Below are 19,483 nucleotides of genomic sequence, written 5' to 3'. Positions count from 1 at the left end.
ACAATCCCCCCATGACCGATGCCCTGAATCCCGACACCGTGACTTTGCCCAGCGACAAGCCCAAGACCTTGCTGCTGGTCGATGGCTCCAGCTACCTGTACCGCGCCTTCCACGCCATGCCCGATTTGCGGGCCGACCCCAGCGACCCCAGCAGCCCACCCACGGGGGCCATTCGCGGCATGATCAACATGCTGCAAAGCCTGCGCAAAGACGTGCACGCCGACTACGTGGCCTGCGTGTTCGATGCCAAAGGCCCCACCTTTCGCGACGAGTTGTACCCCGAGTACAAAGCCCACCGCTCGCCCATGCCCGACGACTTGCGCGCACAAATCGAGCCCATCCACCAAGTGGTCAAGTTGCTCGGCTGGGCGGTGCTGGATGTGCCCGGCGTCGAGGCCGATGACGTCATTGGCACGCTGGCGGTGGAGGGCGAGCGCCAGGGCATGAACGTGCTCATCAGCAGTGGTGACAAAGACCTGGCCCAGTTGGTGACCGAGCGCATCAGCATCGTGGACACCATGAATGGCAAGTGCCGCGACTTGGCTGGCGTGGAGGCCGAGTTTGGCGTGCCCGCCCGCCTGATGCTGGACTACCAGACGCTGGTGGGCGACGCCGTGGACAACGTGCCCGGCGTGGAAAAGGTGGGCCCCAAAACCGCTGCCAAGTGGCTGCAGGAATACGGCTCGCTGCAAGGCGTGGTGGAGAACGCTGCCGCCATCAAAGGCGTGGCGGGCGAGAACCTGCGCAAGGCGCTGGAGTGGTTGCCCACCGGGCGTGAGCTGCTGCGCATCCGCACCGACTGCGACTTGGCGCAGTGGATACCCGCTTGGCCTGCTATGGAATCGATAGCGGCCACAGCAATATCCACAAGCTCTACAGAGCAATTGGCTGATTTTTACCAGCGCTACGGTTTTAAGTCCTTGGCCAAGGCTGTGCTGGGTGGCGCTGCCGCTGACAAGCCTGCCCGCACAGCCAAAACCAGCGGCGCAGGCGGAACCGGGGATTTGTTTGCCCCGGCTGCCCAGGCTGACGAGGTTCAGGACGCACTTCCAGCCGCCAGCCACGCCAGCACCCGCCAGTACCACACTGTGCTGGAGCGCGCTCCATTAGAGGCTTTGCTGCAAACCCTGCAAACGGCCGAGCTGGTGGCGCTGGACACCGAAACCAACAATCTGGATGAAATGCGGGCCGAGATCGTGGGCATGTCTTTCAGCACCCAGCCCGGCGTGGCCTACTACATCCCGCTGGCGCACAGCTATCCCGGCGCGCCCGAGCAACTGCCGCGTGACGAGGTGCTGGCCCTGCTCAAGCCCTGGCTGGAAGATGCCAGCCGCCCCAAGCTGGGTCAGAACGTGAAGTACGACCGCCATGTGTTGGCCAACCATGGCATCGAGGTGCGCGGCTATGTGCACGACACCATGCTGCAAAGCTACGTGCTGGAAGTGCACCGCCCGCACAACCTGACCAGCTTGGCCGAGCGCCACGTGGGGCGCACCGGCATCAGCTTTGAAGACCTGTGTGGCAAGGGTGCCAAGCAGCTCACCATAGACCAAGTGGAAGTGGAGCGCGTGGCCGAATACGCCTGCGAAGACGCCGACCAAACGCTGGACGTGCACCTGACGCTGTGGCCGCGCATAGAGCAAAACGCCAAGCTGCGCTTTATTTACGAGCTGGAAATCGCCAGCAGCGAAGCCCTGTACCGCGTGGAGCGCAACGGCGTGCGCGTGGATGCCGGGGTGTTGGCCCGCCAAAGCCAGCTACTGGGTGCGCGCATCATGGAGTTGGAGACCGAAGCGCACCAGCTAGCAGGGCAAGCGTTCAACCTGGCTAGCCCCAAGCAGATTGGCGAGATTTTCTTCACCAAACTGGGCTTGCCCGTGGTGAAGAAAACCGCCACTGGCGCGCCCAGCACTGACGAGGAGGTGCTGGAAAAGCTGGCCGAAGACTACCCGCTGCCCGCCCGCATCCTGGAGCACCGGGGCCTGTCCAAGCTCAAAGGCACGTATACCGACAAATTGGCCGCACTGGCCCTGCCCCGCACGGGCCGTGTGCACACCCACTACGCGCAGGCGGTGGCTGTTACCGGGCGACTCTCCAGCAATGATCCCAACCTGCAGAACATCCCGATCCGCACCGCGGAAGGCCGCCGCGTACGCGAGGCTTTTGTGGCCCCCGAGGGCTGCGTCATTGCCAGTGCCGACTACAGCCAGATCGAACTGCGCATCATGGCCCACCTGAGTGGTGATGCGGCCTTGCAGCGCGCTTTCCAAGACGGGCACGACGTGCACCGCGCTACCGCGTCGGAAGTGTTTGGCGTGGCCATAGACCAGGTGAGCAACGAGCAGCGCCGCTATGCCAAGACGATTAACTTTGGCCTTATCTATGGCATGAGCGCGTATGGCTTGGCCAAGAGTTTGGGCATAGACAACACGGCGGCCAAGAACTTCATCGAGCGTTACTTTGAGCGCTACCCCGGCGTGAAGCTCTACATGGAGCAAACCCGTGAGCTGGCCCGCGCCCAAGGCTATGTGGAGACCGTGTTTGGCCGCCGCTTGTACCTGCCCGAGATCAAATCCCCCAACGGCCCACGTCGCGCTGGGGCCGAGCGTGCCGCCATCAATGCGCCCATGCAGGGCACGGCGGCGGACATCATCAAACTGGCCATGGTGGCAGTGCAGCAGGCGCTCGATGCGCAGGGCCAAGCCACACGCATCATCATGCAGGTGCACGATGAACTGGTGCTGGAAGTGCCGCTGGCCGAGGTGGATTGGGTCAAGCAGGAGGTGCCGCGCCTCATGGCCAACGCCGCCACATTGGCCGTGCCGCTGGTGGCCGAGTTGGGGCTGGGCCCCAACTGGGAAGCGGCGCACTGAAGCTGGAATGGTTTTGCAAGGTTTTTTTACCTTTTGTATTCGGTATTCCTCGGTTAAAAGGAGACGGTAGTTCTAAACTGTTTCCGTAAACGAGGAGCGTGTATGCAATGGCGAAATATTCCCGTGATTTCCAAACTGTGGGGTTTCGGTTTGGGCATTGCTGTGACTTTGGGCGGTGTGGGTATAGCAGGGCAGTGGTATCTCGATAGCGTGATGGAGAAGACGCGCGCCAAAGAGGTTGTCGCTGAGGATTTGGTGCAAATGGCCATCGAATGGAATGGCCTGACTTTGAGCAATGCAGCACGCACCCAAGCTTCCCTGATAGCTTCTGATCCAGCCGTGGCTGCTGCTTTCAAAGAGCCGATTGCCAAAACCACGGCCAAAATTTCGGAGTTGCAAAAGCAGATGGAGGCTTTGCAATTGGATGCAGAGAGTAAAAGTCTCATGGCCAAGGTCGCCGATACCCGCAAGGCCATGATTGCCGCACGCGAAAAAGCCCGCGATGCCAAAGCTGCTGGCGATGCCGCGCAAAGCAAGCAAATCGTAGATACCCAGTATTTGCCAGCCATGGATGCGTATTTGGCGGCCCAAAAAGCGGTGTTGACTTACGAAAAATCAGTGTTGACCCAAGCCGATCAAGAAATTGAAAAGGGGCGCAGTCGCTCCATCACCATCGTCACAGTGGCCATGCTGGCCTTGATTGGGCTGACCGTAGTGGCCATTGCCAGCTTTGTGCGCTCTATTCGCCAGCCGATGGACTTTGCCAACAAAGTGGCTGCACGCATTGCTCAAGGGGATTTGCAAACCGAAATCCGCGTCGAAGGCAACGACGAGTTTGCCCAACTGCTGCACAGCTTGCGCAATATGACGGGGGCTTTGTCGGACATGGTGGCGCAGGTGCGCGCCAGCGCCGACAACATGGCGGTCTCGATTGGCGAAATCGCCGCTGGCAACAACGATCTGGCCCAGCGCACCGAACGGGCTTCAGGCAGTTTGCAGGTATCGGCCTCCAATTTGCGCAACATCACCGATTCGGTGCAGCACAGCGCCGGCAGTGCCGTGCAGGCCAGCGACTTGGTGCAACGCGCCAGCAGTGTGGCCCAGCGCGGCGGGCAGGTGGTCTCGCAAGTGGTCAGCACTATGCAAGAGATAGACACCAGCAGCAAGAAGATTGCCGACATCATCAGCGTGATTGACGGCATCGCGTTCCAAACCAATATCTTGGCCCTGAACGCCGCTGTGGAAGCTGCCCGTGCCGGTGAGCAAGGCCGTGGCTTTGCGGTGGTAGCCAGCGAAGTGCGTTCCTTGGCGGGACGAAGCGCCGAGGCCGCCCGCGAGATCAAGGGCCTTATCAACAATTCGGTGGAAAAAGTCCAATCAGGCTCTGAATTGGTGAATTCAGCAGGCCAAACCATGAATGAAATCGTGCAGGCCGTGCAACAGGTGGTGCATGTGATGGGCGAAATCAGCACCATGACAGGTACCCAAAGCCATGACATTGGCGATGTGAACACGGCTTTGGCCGAGCTCGATCAGCTGACACAGCAAAACGCCGCACTGGTGGAGCAAAGTGCTGCCACCTCCATGAGTTTGCGCGAGCAAGCTGACAAATTGCGCGAAGTGGTATCGGTCTTCAGTGTGCAAACATCGGCAGCACCAACCCTGCCGCAGTACGCCGCACTACGGGTAACCCGCTGATTCACAGGGCCATGGCCCTGTGGCAGCATGTGCGCTTTCCAATCCATTCAGAGGAGACGCATGTGCTTGATTTGTTGAAACAAGAGATCGAATCGCAATTGCCAGGCCGTAGCACCGAGCAAGGTGCCAGCCGCCGGACGGCGCTCAAAGTCGCTTTGGGGGCCACTTACGCAGCAGCCCACGTGTCGGCTATTGCACAAACGGCCATCACCACCTCGGAAGAAGGCCTGGAAACAGGCGAAAAGGTGGTGGACGTAGAAGGCCAAACTGTGCCTTTTTACTTTGCTCGACCAGCCAATAAGAGCAACTTGCCGATAGTCTTGGTGGTGCACGAGATTTTTGGTGTTCACGCCTACATAGCCGACACCTGCCGCCGTTTTGCCAAAGCGGGTTATTTGGCCATTGCCCCCGATTTGTTTTCCCGCCAAGGCGATGCCACCACTTACACCGATATGGGCAAACTGATGGCCGATATCGTCTCCAAGGTGCCAGATGCCCAAGTCATGCAAGATTTGGATGCTGTGGTGCAGTGGGCCGCTGAGAACGAGGGCGATGTGAAAAAACTCGCCATCACCGGGTTTTGCTGGGGTGGCCGCATCACGTGGCTCTACAGCGCCCACAACCCGCAAATCAAAGCCGGTGTGGCTTGGTATGGTCGCTTGGTGGGCGCATCCTCAGAGATGACGCCCAAGCACCCAGTGCAGTTGGCTGGCGAACTCAAAGGCCCGGTGCTGGGCTTGTACGGTGGCAAAGACGGCGGTATTGCCTTGTCCACGGTGGACGAAATGAAAGCCGCTTTGCAAGCCGCAGCCCAGAAGGGCAATGCAGCGGCCAAGGCCAGCGAATTCGTCATCTACCCCGATGCAGGCCATGCTTTCCACGCCGACTACCGCGCTAGCTACCGCAAGGCCGATGCAGAGAACGGTTTCCAGCGGGCACTGCAGTGGTTCAAAACCAAGTTATGATCGCGCCCGTCATTGGGGAGTAGCCGCTCAAACACTTCTGTTTGAGGCTTGCGTCAACACACTTGGTCCGCAGACCATGGCGTAAGCAGCTCCAGCCTGGCAAGACCTTTGACCAATACGCCCCTCCCCGTGGCCGGTGGGGGCTATTGGTCAATTGCGTTCTACCGGCCCGTTTTATTTTCAAAACAATCATGGAAGCATTGCTGTACTCCACCGGTGTGGTGGCTTTGGCCGAGATGGGCGACAAAACCCAGTTACTCGCCTTCATTTTGGCCACCCGGTTCAAAAAGCCGTGGCCTATCGTGGCCGGCATATTGGCCGCTACCCTCATCAACCATGGCTTGGCCGGTGCGGTGGGCGCTTGGGTCACCGCCATGCTGGGGCCGTTTTGGATGCGTTGGATCTTGGGCTTGTCCTTCATCGGTATGGCCATTTGGACGTTGATACCCGACAAAATCGAAGACGAAGAAACCCAAGTGGCCCACAAACTGGGTGTTTTTGGGGCGACTTTTGTGACCTTTTTCTTGGCTGAGATGGGTGACAAAACCCAAATTGCCACTGTGGCCATGGCCGCGCATTTTGCCAACCCATTGTGGGTGATTGCCGGTACTACGCTGGGCATGCTTATTGCGGATGTGCCAGCCGTTTTCTTGGGCGACAAATTGGCCGAGCGCATTCCCATGAAACTGGTTCACTCCATTGCCGCGGCCTTGTTTGCCGTGTTGGGCGTGGCTACATTGCTGGGCTTGGGTCAATCGTTCGGGTTTTAGTGCTTTAGCAAACTAAAGGGAGGTGGTATGCGGCGTGCTCTGTGGTGTGGATTGGTGCTGTATGGCTTGGGCATGCTGTCGGCGTGGGCCCACGACTTGACCGCCTTGCCGCTGGGCGATGGGCGCTTGTCCAATGCCCCGCGCAAGGGGTGGATTTGGGCCTGCCGCATAGACCCGCAAGCCGGTGGGGCCCAAGTGGTGGGCCCGTGGATCAAGGTGGCGCAAGGCATTTACGACTTCACGGTCAAGCCCATAGTGCCCGGCGCGGTGTCGTGGCCATCGAGCTTTAGCACCATGGTGCAAGACGGGCAGCGCATTTTGGATACCAATGCTTTGCCTGTGCACTCCACGGGCATCTACCCCATACCGAGCGATAGCCAAGCGTTTTTGTACGACCGCAACCCCAACCGCATCTCCTCCCAGCGCATGCGCTTGAGCCTGCCCCAGTGGCCGCAGTTGGCGGCCCAGCCCAGTTGTGCGCCCGGTGCTGTGGGGGTCTTGTTGTCTGGCGTGGTGCTCTTCAATGCCTTGGATGCACCGGGCCGTGACGCCGTGGCCCATGAAACCCAAGACGCGTGCCAAGGCCATCCGCAAGAGTCGGGCGTGTACCACTACCACAGTGTGAGCACCTGCTTAGAGGACAAGCGTGGTGGTAGTGGCGAGGGCAGCAGCCATTCGGCGTTGGTGGGCTACATGCTCGATGGTTTTGGCATCTATGGCCGTTATGGGGAAGATGGTCAAGAGTTGAGCAGTCAGGACTTGGACGAGTGCCATGGCCACACCCATAGCGTGGTGTGGGATGGCAAGCTGGTCACCCTGTACCACTACCACGCCACGTGGGACTTTCCGTACACCGCTGGCTGCCTGCGTGGCAGCTACCAGCAGAGCGATGTGAGGACCATCAGTGGCCCACCCCCTAGCCGTCGCATGGGGCCCGGTGGTCCTGCAGGTATGGGGCCAGGTGGTATGCCACCCCCACGCCGAGGAGATGTTTTGTGAGTTCTTTGCTTTTTTCTCTGCGTAGCAAGCTGGTGGCCTCTTTTGTCGCCGTGAGCGTGTGCTCCATCGTGGCCGTGTCGGGCTTGGCGTATTGGAAGCTCATGGAGCGCTTTACCGACCAGCGCCTGCAAATAGCGGCGCAAGACTTTCGCTCAGACGTGGAGGCGTACTTTGACACCTATGGCTCATGGGAGGCTGGGCGCCCTTATGGCGGCTTAAAGGCTTTCATAGACAAGCGCAAAGCGCCGCCTGCTGATCCACAAGGGGCAGCAATCAGCGGGCCCAGCGCGCCACCACCGCCACCATTTCGCTTTTATTTGTTCGATACACAAGGTTTGGCCTTGTCGGGGGTGCCGCCTTACAGGCGCGGTCAACCTGTTCAGCCAGAGCACCAGCAGGTGTGGCAGCCCATCACGTACCACGGGACGGTGGTGGCGTATATGGTGCCATCGGCCAAGCCCAACCTCACCGAGCAAGATCGTGCCAATGTGGAGGGCTTGCGGTGGGCAATTGTGCAAGGCGGAGGTGTTGCCTTGCTGCTCACGCTGGGGCTGGGGTGGTGGTTGGGGCATCGCTTGAGCCGCAATTTGCATGCGTTGACCTTGGCGGCAGGGCGTATGGAACAAGGCCAATGGAAGCAGACCGTGGATGTGAAAAGCCGCGATGAGGTGGGGGCACTGGCCCAGTCCTTTAACAGCATGAGTGCCACCTTGGCTCGGCAGTATGAAGAACTCAACCAGTCACACCAGCGCATAGAAGCCATGGCCAACGAATTGCGTGAACTGAGCATGCGCGATGCCTTAACGCGCCTGCACAACCGCCGCTACTTTGACGAGCAGGGGCGCCAGTTGTGGCAGCAGGCCAATCGCTACCAGCGCCCTATGGCAGTGGTGCTGGCCGATGTGGATCACTTCAAGCAAATCAATGACAGTTATTCGCACGCAGTGGGCGACGAGGTGTTGCGCCGCATTGGCGAGGTGTTCAATACCCAGCTGCGCGCTACCGATTTGGTGGCCCGATATGGTGGCGAGGAGTTTGTGATTGCTTTCCCTGAAACCGCCTTGACCCAAGCCGAGCTTGTGTGCGAGTTGCTGCGCCAGCGCATCGAATCCTACGACTGGGAGCAGGTACATCCCGGTTTGCATGTGACCATGAGCTTTGGCTTGTGCAGTGCCCAGCAGCAAAAGGACTTTGAAGCGGCTTTGCACGAGGCGGATTCTTTGCTGTACCGTGCCAAAAACGAGGGACGCAACCGGGTGTGCGTGCCCAGCTAATCGATGGCATGGTGGTGAAATGATGGTCAGAAAATTCGTGGCAGCCAGTTGGATTCTGGCCTTTGGTATCGCAGCCCACGCGCAGGATTTCAACGGGCGGCAGGGTTACATCTTCAAGCAGCCGTTTGTCACACGCGTTTCTACGCGTGCAGCATCCCAATTACTGGGTATTGTGGATATTGATCAGGTATTTTTTGATCAGTACTTCAAGCTGGGTAACCAGCAGTACCAAGAGCGCGATGGTGCTATGCCAAGCGGCGTTAGCCGTGTGGGTAATACCCTTGTTTTGGAAGTGCCAGACAAGCCAGCATTGCGGTTGACTGACTTCCAATTCAAGGGCAAGCGCGATGGTGCTGACTCGCAGCGATTTACCTACCTCATGGAGCGAGCGACATTCCATGTGCTGGCCGTCTCTTTTGACCATGATCGCCCTTGCTTCATGCTGGTCGATAAAGAGTCTTTGAAGGTGTATTTCATCGATTACGACAATTTGTAGCGGTTGGCATGGCCTTTAGCGCAGCATCTCTGCATGGATGGCTTCGCGCAGCAGGGCGTGCATTGGCAGGGCTTCATCGCTTACTTCGGTTTGGCTGGCTTGCAGCAGGCTCACGCGAAACGGTATGTCCACCGACAAGGGCCGCACCGCAATGCCTGTGGGCTCTAGCGCGGCAGCACTCAGGGGGTTGACGATGCTCACACCCAAACCCTGCTGCACCATGGCGCACACCGCCACGGCGCTGCTGGTTTCCAGCAGCAGTTGGCGCTCTATGCCCAGATCGGCAAACAGTTGGTCGATGGCTTGGCGGTAGGGGTCGTTGGGCGCTAGGCTGATAAAGGGCAGGCCTGCTAAATCGTGCGGGGTAATGGCGATGTTGGGGGGGGGGCTGGTTTTGGTGCTCTGGCGCAGGGCCAACGGGTGGCGTGCGGGCAGCACTACTACTTCACTGGTTTGCCATTGGCCTAGCAGCTCCAGCCCCGGCGGCGGTTCAGCAATCTCACTCAGCCCTAAGTCCACGCGCTGCTCAATCAGGGCTTGCTCCAGCCAAGGCGACTCCAGTGGCACCACGCTGATGGCCGCTTGTGGCAACTGCAGCGCTACGCGGCGCAGCACCTGCGGCAGCAGGGCGTGCGCCAGTGCGGGCAGGCAGGCAATGCGCACACGGTTGCTGGCCATGCCCCGCAGCTCGTGGGCGCGTTGGGCGATCTGCTCTAACCCTATGAACGAACGCTCCACCTCCTGCAGCAGCGCCAAGGCCCGCGCCGTGGGGCGCAAGCGCCCACGCACACGGTCAAACAGCGCGTAGCCCAGTAGCTGCTCCAGCCGCGCTAGCTCCCGGCTCAGTGTGGGCTGAGAGGTGTGGCAGGCCTCGGCGGCCCGGCTCACACTGCCGTGCAGCATGAGGGCGCGAAACCAGCTTAGCTGGCGGTGGCTCAGGGCAGGGGCGCGCGAGGTGGATTGGGTGGGTTGGGGCATGCTGCAAACTATATCCAAAATGAATTAATAAAGCATAAAAATGGCATTGCAGGCATAGATGGGTGGCGGCATGATGCGGGCATGAATCCTTTTAGCCCCACCTTGCTGGCCCAACTGGCCCGCCAACACGGCACCCCACTGTGGGTGTACGACGCAGACACCATCACCCAGCGCGTGCAAGCGCTCCAGCCGTTTGACGTGCTGCGATTTGCGCAAAAAGCCAACTCCAATATCCACATCCTGCGCCATATGCGCAGCCTGGGCGTGAGCGTGGATTCCGTCTCGCTGGGCGAGGTGGAGCGTGCCATCGCTGCGGGCTTTCAACCAGGTGTGCAGCACGGCGAACACGGCAGCCACGCCGAGATCGTCTTCACCGCCGACGTGCTGGACCGCACCACGCTGGCCCGCGTGGCCGAGCTGGGCGTGCCAGTGAACTGCGGATCCATTGATATGCTGGGCCAGCTAGGCGCTACCAGCCCCGGCCACCCTGTGTGGTTGCGCATCAACCCCGGTTTTGGCCATGGCCACAGTAATAAGACCAACACCGGCGGCGAGCACAGCAAACACGGCATCTGGCACACCCAGTTACCCCAAGCCCTGCAGCAAGTGCGCCAGCACGGTCTGGAACTGGTGGGCGTGCACATGCACATTGGCTCTGGCGTGGATTACAGCCACTTGCAAGAGGTGTGCAGCGCCATGGTGGACTTGGTGCGCGTGGTGCAGCAGCAGGGCATGGACTTGCAGGCCATATCCGCTGGCGGTGGCTTGTCTATTCCTTACCAAGCGGGCCAGCCTGTCATCGACACCGCCCACTATTTCAGCCTGTGGGATGCTGCACGCCAGCAAGTGGCCACCATGCTGGGTCACCCCGTGACGCTGGAACTGGAGCCGGGTCGCTACTTGGTTGCCGAAAGCGGTGTGCTGCTGGCCGAAGTGCGCGCCATCAAAGAGCAGGGCAGCCAGCGCTTTGTGCTGGTGGACGCCGGCTTTAGCGACCTGATGCGCCCGGCCATGTACGGCAGCCACCACGGCATGAGCCTGCTACGCCCCGATGGCACCGTACCCACAGGCCCACTGCAACCTGTGGTGGTGGCCGGCCCCTTGTGCGAATCGGGCGATGTCTTTACCCAGGCCGATGGCGGCGTGGTGCTCACTCGCGACCTGCCTGCCGCACAGGTGGGCGACATTTTGGTGCTGCACGATGCAGGAGCCTACGGGGCGTCCATGTCCTCCAACTACAACACCCGCCCCTTGGCTGCCGAAGTGCTGGTGGAAGGCGGCCCGCAAAACGGCAAGGGGCGCTTGATTCGCCGCCGCCAAACAGTGCAAGAGTTGTTGGCCTTGGAGCAAGAGCTGATTTGAGTTGATGGCCAAACGCTGGTGAATTGGCTGGGAATATGCATGTAAATGCACGTTTTGAATTGTCAGAATTGTGCAACACTTTCCGTCGATACTTTCCTGTTTCCAATGTGGTGGTAGGCCTGAAAGGACGGAATATGACCAGTGCAGTTTTTGACCAAGAAGATTTGCTGTGCGTCGCTATTGGCGCAGCCTTGCTCGGTAGCGGAGGGGGTGGCAGTTTCCAAGACGCGCTCAATGTGCTGCAAGGCATAGCGGATTGGCCGGGTTCTGTGACTGTGCAGGGCTACGATGGCCAGACCAATGCCTGCATGCTGGCCATGATGGGATCGCCAGACGCGGCTGTGGGTTTGACCTTGGATAACGTGCGCGGCAGTTACAACAATGCCTTGTCGGCACTCTCCTCCAGCATGAACAACAGTTTTGGCTGCTTGATCCCGGGGGAGGTGGGTGCCATCAACTCGCTGGTGCCTTTGCTGGCCGCGTGGGAAAAGCAGTGGTGGGTTGTCGATGGAGACGGTGCGGGCCGAGCAGTGCCTGAACTGCCCCAAACCACTTTCGCAGGTAGCCTCAATTTGGCCGCATCCCCTTGTGCAGTGGCCAACGATAAATCGGCAGCGCAAGTAGAGTCCGCCATCATCAACGCCAACAGTGCCGAGCGGGTGGAAACACTGGCGGGGAGTGTGGTGGCTGAATTTGGCAGTTTCGCGGGCATTGCGCTGTGGCCTTCCACCCAAGCGAATGCATTTGCTCTGACTGGCAACTACATCGCAGGTACCTTGCTACAAGCCCACCAACTGGGACAATTGCTCAATGACGCTGCTGTGCCTTTGTCATCGAGCGCAGTGGCCGAGGCCATTGAAAAAGCAACCCAAAGAACGGCTACTGTGGTGGTCGAAAACTACTACATCACCGCCGTGCAGCAGGCTACCGATCAGTCCTCGCTTGACGCAGGCGTGGTGCGGTTAGACAACGCGCCAGATCCTGCCAACAGCACCGCAACCTGCTATTTGTACAACCTCAATGAAAGCTTGCTGCTCTATTCAACAGCCAGTACATCACCGTTGGTGGTAGCCCCAGACTCCATTTGCTACTACTCAGAAAGCACGGGCATGCCTTTTTCCAATGCCACCAACGATCTGGCCGATTACTACGACTTCACCACTGCCCAGAGCACGGGGGCAACGGTGAGCATCATCAAAGTACAAGCTGATAAGAAGTTGTACCAAACACCCGGTGTGATGGCATCTTTTGCAGGCCTATTGCAACAAATTGGCTACGCTGGACAATTGCCCTACAGTATGTAGGTATGAGTGAAGAAGACCTCTATCGAAACCGACTCCAGCTGGCACTGGAAGCATCGGGGTTAGACCTATGGGAAAACAACCTCTCCACGGGAGAGGTAACCCAGCGAGTGACGCGTATCTTTGCCGAACTGGGTTACAACGAACAAGATCGCCTTGACTACATGGATGACGTGTTTTCACTCGTGCACCCTGACGATGTGGAAGCGGTCAAAGAGGCCATTGAGCGCCATATGGCAGGGGAAACAACTGTCTATCGCAGCGAATGCAGAATGCGCTCGCGCCAAGGCGAGTGGGTTTGGTATGCCAACTTTGGCAAGATTGTGGAGGTCTCGGCAGATCGGTTGGAGACCCGTTTCATTGGCGTGACCTTCAATATCGATGCCCGCAAGCGCCATGAGGCCGAGCTTGCTGAGCTCAACCAGCGTTTGGTAGAGCAAAACGAGATGCTGCGCAGCATGAATCATGAACTGCAGGTGTTGGCCTCGACCGATGCATTGACAGGGCTGGCCAATCGCCGCGTGCTGATCGAGGCTGGCGAGCGCGAAACCCTGCGCAGCGTTGGTCAAGGGCAGTGCTTGTCCTTGCTGGTGATTGATTTGGATCGATTCAAGCAAATCAATGACTCCTGGGGTCACCCCGTGGGCGATGCTGTTTTGTGCGCAGTGGCCGAGCTGTGCAGCAGCCGCTTCCGACGGGGCCATGATGTGGTGGCCCGCTTAGGGGGCGAAGAGTTTGCTGTGCTGATGCCCACCACCCCTTATGCTGAGGCAATGCATATGGCCGAAGCGCTGCGCCAAAGCGTCGAGCAACAACAAATTGGGATTGGCAATGGTTTGACTGTTTCCTGTACAGCCAGCATCGGCGTTTCCACCTTGTCCGTGGATGATCTACAAGACGCTTTGGAACTGCCACTTATGGGTTTTGGGGATTTGCTGCTCTGTGCCGACCGCGCCCTGTACCAAGCCAAAGATGCAGGCCGCAACCAAGTGCTGGGTAATTTGGTGGGGTTGTCCAATCCCCTGTAGCCTTTACTTCGCTGGTGTCAGTTGCGGGCGTTCTTGTTTCCCACCAACTGCAGCGCTTGCTGCGACAGTTCGGTCACTTGGCCACTGATGCCCGCCAGCACATTGGCCACCACTGAAAACTCGCGCCCTTCGGTGCCTGCGCGGGCGGCAATGACTTGGGCGTTGAAGCTCACAATTTTGGCTTCGCGGGCAATCTCTTGCACGCGCCCCACGATGTGTTGCAACTCTTGGAACAGGGCTTTTTCGGCTTGGCGGTTGATCTGGTCAAACACCTCGGTAGCGCGGTTGAGCGCCTGCAGCACCGCATCAGCGCAACTGACGGCCGCATGCACCAGTGCAACACTGTCACGCCGCTGGGCAATCGCTTGGTGGCACTGGTCTATGCGCTGGCAAAAGTCCTGTACCACGGGGCTGATGCCTTGTACCTCGGTGTACAGGGTGCGCAGCGTCTGGCTGGCTGGGGCAGGGTAGTGCTGCCAGCATTGGGCCAAGGCTTGCTGGCTGCGCTCAAATTCCGTCCGAGTGGCTTGTGCCGTAGCCAAATGTGGGTTGGCTGCTTGGTCACTGGCTTGGCTGGCCAGCATGGTTTGCAGCAGCAGGCGTTGCGAGAGCATGCGCTGGCGGCCAGCCAAGTTCAGGTGCGAGGCGGGTTGGGCCGACGCGGAAGAGGAGGGCACGCTGGGATTAGCTGGCATGGCGCAGGGGCATGAATGTGGTGGCTGTATCGTCCGTCGTGCTGGCAAGCTGGGCTAGGCCCTGCAGCACATCGCCTACCACCACCACGCTGGGGCTACCCATGTGTTCGCGCGCGGCGGTAGCGTGCAGGTTGGCCAAAGTGCACACCACATGGCGCTGGGTGGGCAAGCTAGCGTGCTGGATGATAGCCGCTGGCGTGGTATCGGCCAAGCTGTTCAGCAGCCCGGCTTGGATACCCTCTAGCTGGCCCATGCCCATGTAGATGAGCAGCGTTAGCTTGCACTGCTGCACCGTCTGTCCCAGCAGTGCCCAGTCCGGGGCTTGACCACCGGGTTTGCTGTGCCCAGTCATGAACAGCACGCCGTGCGCGTGGTCGCGGTGCGTCAGCGGCACCTGCAAGCGCCCCAGCGCTGCCAGTCCGGCAGTAATGCCATGCACCACCTGCACGGGCACTCCAGCGGCTTGCAGGTGTTCTACCTCCTCGCCACCGCGCCCAAAGATGAAAGGGTCACCGCCCTTGAGGCGTACCACACACTCGCCTTCGCGGGCGGCGGTGATCATCAGCTTTTCAATGAAGGACTGCGGTGTGGACACGCAGCCCCCACGCTTGCCCACATGGATGATGCGTGCGCCCGGTGCAGCGTGTTGCAGCACTGTGTCGTTCACCAAATCGTCCACCAGCAGCACGCTGGCTTGGGCAATGGCTTGCACCGCATGCAGGGTGAGCAAACCGGGATCACCCGGGCCTGCGCCCACCAGTGTCACGCTGCCGGGGCACAGGGTCAAAGAAGAAGTGGAAACAGGCGTGGTGGGCATGCAAAACCTCAATGAAAACCTCAGTGGATACGGATCAAACGCTGCAGTTGTGGCACACAGGAGCCGCAGCCCGTGCCGCAGCGCAAGGTGTCTTTGAGCTGCTGCAGTTGTTGCTCGGCGCTTGTTGCAGGGGCAACATGCAGCATGTGTGTCAACGCTTGTTCGATAGCGTCTTGGCGTACGCCCTCGCAACTGCACACGGTGGGACTGGGGGCCGCCACGTTTTCGCCTGGCACGCCGCGCAGCAGGGCTGCAGCCAGTGGGCCAATGGGCGTGGCTTGCAGCAGCAGTTGGGCCATCCAGTCGTGCGTACTGGCAGGGGCAGCCTGTGGGCCAACCAATAAAAAGGCCTGCAACGCGGGGGTAGTCTGAGTCGCAGACAGAGCACTATGCTTGGTTCCCGTGTCCCAGCGGATTTGCCGCCATAGTCCGCGCTGGGCATCGCTATAGCTGGCGGTGTTGGCTTGGCTGCTTTCTTGGCTTGCTGCCAGTGCCATACCCACTGCGCTGTGCGGCAAACCCAGTACGCTTTGTAGGCGCTCCAGCAAGCCATTTGCGCTGCCAGTAGGGCTAGCTGGGCTGGTGGTATGCGCGGCGCGCAGTACCACGGCATCGCCAGCTGGGCCAGTGGCCAGCACACAGCTGGCGTATTGCAGATCCTGCATGCAGGCCTGCAGCGCTTGACGCGTGGTGTGCAGCGTATCCGGGCCGCACAGCACCATGGCGGACAGTTGCCAAGGTAGTTCGGTGGGGGCTACGGCGCTCACCGCTACCGCGCTGTGCTTCAGCTCGGGCTGCTTGGAGTCGGGGCAGTAGCGCGGGTTGGTCAGCAGGTTCACGCCGCCGTTGAGGCACTCAATCCCCCAGTGCATGGCCACAAAGGCTTGGTTGCGCCCCAGATCGGGGCTGGACAACACGGGCAGCACCAGTTCGCCACGGCGGCTGCGAACGCGCGCCAGCGCGCCATCACGCAAGCCTAGGCGCTCCACCTCCAGCGGGTGCAGTTGCAACACCGGTTCGGTTTGGTGGGCGTACAGGCGCGCCACGTTGCCGGTGCGGCTCATGCCGTGCCACTGGTCGCGCAGGCGGCCTGTGGTCAGCGCGATGGGGTAGCGCGCATCGGTCTCTTCGGCCACGCTCAGGTAGGGTGTGGTGATAAAGCGCGCCTTGCCATTGGGCGTGGCAAAGCGGTGGTCGGTGTACAGGCGTACTGTTCCTTGTACCTGGCCTTGGGCAAGGCCTGTGCTTTCCCCAGCCGGGCAAGGCCATTGCTGCGGCGCCTGCTCCAGTGCGGCGTAGCTCAGGCCGGTGATGTCCAAGTCACGGCCCCGGGTGCTGGCACGGTGTTCGTTCCACACGCTCTCGGGGCTGGGGTAGTCGAACAGGGTAGGCCAGTCGGGGTGCAGCAGCGCTTGCAGGCGCTGGCCCAGCGCGGCGGCTATGGCCCAGTCGTGCCGTGGGGCGTAGTCGGCCAGGGTGTCTGCGGTGGCCGTCAAGGCTTCTGGCGCATCCGCTGGCAAAAGCACGGGCGGTGGCACTGCGGTGCGCACGCGGCTGATGCGGCGCTCGCTGTTGGTCACGGTGCCGTCTTTCTCGCCCCACGTGGTGGCGGGCAGCAGCAGGTGGGCGTAGCGGGCGGTGGCGGTGGTGGCAAAGGCTTCTTGCAGCACCACCAGCTCGCAGCGCTGTAGCGCCGCTTGCACCAGCTTTTGGTCGGGCAGGCTTTGTGCTGGGTTGGTGCAGGCTATCCACAGCACCTTGATCTGCCCATCCGCCGCGGCTTGGAACATGTCGATGGCCGATAGCCCTGGCTGGCTGGGTACGTTGGGTACACCCCACAGCGCGGCCACTTCGGCGCGGTGTTCGGGGTTGGCCATGTCACGGTGGGCGCTCAGCAGGTTAGAGAGACCGCCTACCTCGCGCCCGCCCATGGCATTGGGCTGGCCGGTCAGGCTAAAGGGGCCTGCGCCGGGGATGCCAATCTGCCCGCAGGCCAGGTGCAGGTTGATGAGGGCGGTGTTCTTGTCCGTGCCGTGGCTGCTCTGGTTCAGGCCCATGCAGTACAGGCTCAGGGTCGGGCTGCGGCTACCGCTGTCTACTCCGGCAAACCAGCGCGTGGCTTGCAGCAAATCGTCCAGCCCGATGCCGCAAGCGGCGGCCACCGTGGCGGGCTCCAAATCCGCCACGCTCTGCTGGAGTGCGTCAAAGCCCTCGGTGTGCTGGGCGATGAAGTCGGTATCGAGCCAGCCCTCGTCGAGCATGATGCGCAGCATGCCTTGGTACAGCAGCACATCGGTCCCGGGCAGCAGGGGCAGGTACAGGTCGGCCAGCTCGGCGGTGTCGGTGCGGCGCGGGTCGCAGACGATGATCTTCATCGCCGGGTTGGCGCGCTTGGCATCCTCTATGCGCCTGAACAGGATAGGGTGCGCAAACGCCGTGTTCGAGCCTGTGATGAACAAGCACTGCGCCAGCGCTATGTCGTCGTAGCAGGGCGGGGGCGCATCGGCACCGAGCGACTTTTTGTAGCCCGCCACCGCGCTGCTCATGCACAGGCGTGAGTTGGTGTCCAGGTTGTTGGTTTGCAGCAGGCCCTTGGCCAGTTTGTTGAAGACGTAGTAGTCCTCCGTCAGCAACTGGCCCGAGAGGTAAAAACCCACCGAGTCCGGCCCATGCTGCTGCACCGTGCTGGCGATGCGCTGGGCCGCCATGTCCAGCGCGGCATTCCAGCCCAGTGCCTGCCAAGGCCCGCTGGTGTGGCTGCGCCACTGCGGGTGCAGCACGCGGGTTTGGCGGTGTATCTCTACCGTGGCGGTTTGGTGCAGGCTGGCCCCTTTGGAGCACAGGCGGCCATAGTTGGCCGGGTGCTCGGGGTCGCCGCGCACCCCGCTGATGTGCGTGCCATCGTGCTCGATGAGCACCCCGCAGCCCACCCCGCAGTAGGGGCAGGTGGAGCGGGTTGTGTGCGTAGCCGCAGGGGCGAGCGTGCTGGTCACCATGGGCGTCATCGTCGGAGTCATCGTGGGCCTTAGGCCTGTTTGTGTTGGGTGATCCGCTGTACGGGGCCTGCCACGGGGCGTGTCTCGGCGACGGCGTGGCCGCTGAGCTCACTGGCCAGCAGGTAAATGGCATCGCCCTCACGCTGCACGGCGAACTTGGGGGTGCAGCCCTCATCGGGCGCGCTGGCTTGGCCGTCGCATAGGCCAATGGTCCAGTTGTGCAGCGGGCAGGCCACGTGGGTGCCAAACACAATGCCTTGCGACAGCGGGCCGCCTTTGTGCGGGCAACGGTCGAGCAGGGCGAACACCTCGTCGCGGTCGTTGCGAAACACTGCCACGTCCAGCCCTTGTGGGCGGCTGACACGCCGCGCGCCCAGCACGGGAATGTCTTGCAGTTGGCAGATATAAGTCCAGTCGGTGGGGTGGGTGCCTGTGGTCATGGGGCTTCCTTTGAATGCGGCTGTATGGGGTTCGTTAACTAGATAAAGCAGCGTATTGGCCTGTCACTTTGTCCAGTTCGGTCAGGATGTTTTCACTGGCAATCAAAACGTCGCGCATGGAGCGCTGTCTGTTTTGATCGGCTGTCAGCTTTTGCAATGCAGCGTTGAAAAAGACCCATTGCCCATCGATCAAGGCCAGCTCGTTCAAGATGCTGGGCGTGGCCAATGGAGATTTTTTGAGGGTTTCTAGTGCTGACAAGAACTCGTTGCGTGCTTTGACGATCTCGCTCTCTGCTTGTGCATCGGACTTCAATACGCTCACGAAATAAAACTTGGCCATGCGTTGGCTGAGCATGCGTTGTCGGCCTGCAATGTTGACGAGCTTGCCAATGGGTTGGTTCAGTTCTGCTTCAAGTTGCTGTGTGCCTTGGTGTGCCAAGGCCAGTACTTTGCTATCTTGCAGTAAGAGCTGACCAGCGTTGCTGGCAGTGTTGGTTTGCAATGTGGCGGAGAACTCTTGCCAAGCCGCGCCGAGCTGGGTGTAGGTGCTGGCAATTTCAGCTTTGGGTGCAAAGGCTTGCAGCTCACTGAGTTGTTTTTCGAACAACTCGGTGGATGCGCGCAGTACATCCTTGGCTCGATCTGTCTGCACGCCCAGCACCAAGCAGAGCCATGCTTTGCTCATGCGTTGGCTGAGCATGCGCTGGCGACCTGCTTTGTTGATAGCAGCCGTCAAAGCACTGTTGCTATCACTGTTTAGAGCCTTGGCAGTGTGTGCCCAACCCAACATG

The 19,483-nt window shown here is 60.4% G+C and carries 16 protein-coding genes and 1 riboswitch; of the genes, 10 read left to right on the top strand and 6 right to left on the bottom strand.

Annotation, left to right across the window (positions count from 1 at the left end; genetic code table 11):
- Positions 1-11 precede the first annotated feature (11 nt).
- The 7 genes from polA to KIK84_RS10765 all read left to right on the top strand — a co-directional run bounded on the left by polA (position 12) and on the right by KIK84_RS10765 (position 9,075).
- Positions 12-2,873, top strand: coding sequence for a DNA polymerase I (gene polA / locus KIK84_RS10795; protein ID WP_214123100.1), 2,862 nt, complete (start codon positions 12-14; stop codon positions 2,871-2,873).
- Positions 2,874-2,975: 102 nt separating this feature from the next.
- Positions 2,976-4,571, top strand: coding sequence for a methyl-accepting chemotaxis protein (locus KIK84_RS10790; RefSeq protein WP_214123099.1), 1,596 nt, complete (start codon positions 2,976-2,978; stop codon positions 4,569-4,571).
- Positions 4,572-4,633: 62 nt separating this feature from the next.
- Positions 4,634-5,536 (top strand): dienelactone hydrolase family protein, encoded by a 903-nt coding sequence (locus KIK84_RS10785; protein ID WP_349815926.1) that lies wholly within the window; start codon positions 4,634-4,636, stop codon positions 5,534-5,536.
- A gap of 2 nt (positions 5,537-5,538) precedes the next feature.
- A riboswitch (yybP-ykoY riboswitch) is annotated at positions 5,539-5,710 on the top strand.
- 17 nt (positions 5,711-5,727) lie between these two features.
- Entirely contained in the window at positions 5,728-6,306 is a 579-nt protein-coding gene (locus KIK84_RS10780; RefSeq protein WP_214123097.1) for a TMEM165/GDT1 family protein, read from the top strand.
- A gap of 27 nt (positions 6,307-6,333) precedes the next feature.
- Positions 6,334-7,305: a YHYH protein gene (locus KIK84_RS10775; protein WP_214123096.1), complete on the top strand. Its 972-nt coding sequence runs from the start codon at positions 6,334-6,336 to the stop codon at positions 7,303-7,305.
- Positions 7,302-8,579 carry a GGDEF domain-containing protein gene (locus KIK84_RS10770; protein ID WP_214123095.1) on the top strand — a complete coding sequence of 426 codons (1,278 nt, stop codon included), beginning with the start codon at positions 7,302-7,304 and terminating at the stop codon, positions 8,577-8,579. Before KIK84_RS10775 ends, KIK84_RS10770 begins: the two co-directional genes overlap by 4 nt.
- 19 nt (positions 8,580-8,598) lie before the next feature.
- Positions 8,599-9,075, top strand: coding sequence for a hypothetical protein (locus KIK84_RS10765; protein WP_214123094.1), 477 nt, complete (start codon positions 8,599-8,601; stop codon positions 9,073-9,075).
- 15 nt (positions 9,076-9,090) lie between these two features.
- On the opposite strand, the gene KIK84_RS10760 is transcribed toward KIK84_RS10765, so the two are convergent.
- Positions 9,091-10,053 carry a LysR family transcriptional regulator gene (locus tag KIK84_RS10760; protein WP_214123093.1) on the bottom strand — a complete coding sequence of 321 codons (963 nt, stop codon included), beginning with the start codon at positions 10,051-10,053 and terminating at the stop codon, positions 9,091-9,093.
- An 81-nt stretch (positions 10,054-10,134) separates the two neighbouring features.
- On the opposite strand from KIK84_RS10760, the gene lysA reads away from it, so the two are divergent.
- The 3 genes from lysA to KIK84_RS10745 all read left to right on the top strand — a co-directional run bounded on the left by lysA (position 10,135) and on the right by KIK84_RS10745 (position 13,744).
- Entirely contained in the window at positions 10,135-11,415 is a 1,281-nt protein-coding gene (gene lysA, locus KIK84_RS10755; protein WP_214123092.1) for a diaminopimelate decarboxylase, read from the top strand.
- 134 nt (positions 11,416-11,549) lie between these two features.
- Positions 11,550-12,719 carry an S-methyl thiohydantoin desulfurase domain-containing protein gene (locus KIK84_RS10750; protein ID WP_214123091.1) on the top strand — a complete coding sequence of 390 codons (1,170 nt, stop codon included), beginning with the start codon at positions 11,550-11,552 and terminating at the stop codon, positions 12,717-12,719.
- 2 nt (positions 12,720-12,721) lie between these two features.
- Positions 12,722-13,744: a sensor domain-containing diguanylate cyclase gene (locus tag KIK84_RS10745; RefSeq protein ID WP_214123090.1), complete on the top strand. Its 1,023-nt coding sequence runs from the start codon at positions 12,722-12,724 to the stop codon at positions 13,742-13,744.
- Between the two features lie 17 nt (positions 13,745-13,761).
- Here KIK84_RS10745 and KIK84_RS10740 read toward each other — a convergent pair whose 3' ends face one another.
- The 5 genes from KIK84_RS10740 to KIK84_RS10720 are packed head-to-tail and all read right to left on the bottom strand — an operon-like array spanning position 13,762 to position 19,482.
- Positions 13,762-14,439: a type IV pili methyl-accepting chemotaxis transducer N-terminal domain-containing protein gene (locus KIK84_RS10740; protein WP_214123089.1), complete on the bottom strand. Its 678-nt coding sequence runs from the start codon at positions 14,437-14,439 to the stop codon at positions 13,762-13,764.
- Positions 14,429-15,256, bottom strand: coding sequence for a uroporphyrinogen-III C-methyltransferase (gene cobA / locus KIK84_RS10735; protein ID WP_214123088.1), 828 nt, complete (start codon positions 15,254-15,256; stop codon positions 14,429-14,431). The genes KIK84_RS10740 and cobA overlap by 11 nt, the downstream gene beginning before the upstream one ends.
- Before the next feature lie 20 nt (positions 15,257-15,276).
- The gene (locus tag KIK84_RS10730) at positions 15,277-18,273 is read right to left on the bottom strand and encodes a nitrate reductase (RefSeq protein ID WP_214123087.1); all 2,997 of its coding nucleotides are present in this window, start codon (positions 18,271-18,273) and stop codon (positions 15,277-15,279) included.
- Positions 18,274-18,281: 8 nt separating this feature from the next.
- Positions 18,282-18,692 carry a nitrite reductase small subunit NirD gene (gene nirD, locus KIK84_RS10725; RefSeq protein ID WP_214123086.1) on the bottom strand — a complete coding sequence of 137 codons (411 nt, stop codon included), beginning with the start codon at positions 18,690-18,692 and terminating at the stop codon, positions 18,282-18,284.
- Between the two features lie 34 nt (positions 18,693-18,726).
- Complete coding sequence (locus KIK84_RS10720; RefSeq protein ID WP_284150489.1) at positions 18,727-19,482, bottom strand: type IV pili methyl-accepting chemotaxis transducer N-terminal domain-containing protein; 756 nt, start codon at positions 19,480-19,482, stop codon at positions 18,727-18,729.
- Position 19,483: the final 1 nt, after the last annotated feature.

The organism is Curvibacter sp. CHRR-16 (assembly GCF_018474005.1).
Taxonomy (GTDB): domain Bacteria; phylum Pseudomonadota; class Gammaproteobacteria; order Burkholderiales; family Burkholderiaceae_C; genus Allorhodoferax.
The sequence above is the reverse complement of the archived record's forward strand: the minus strand, read 5'-3'. Positions and strand labels throughout refer to the sequence as shown.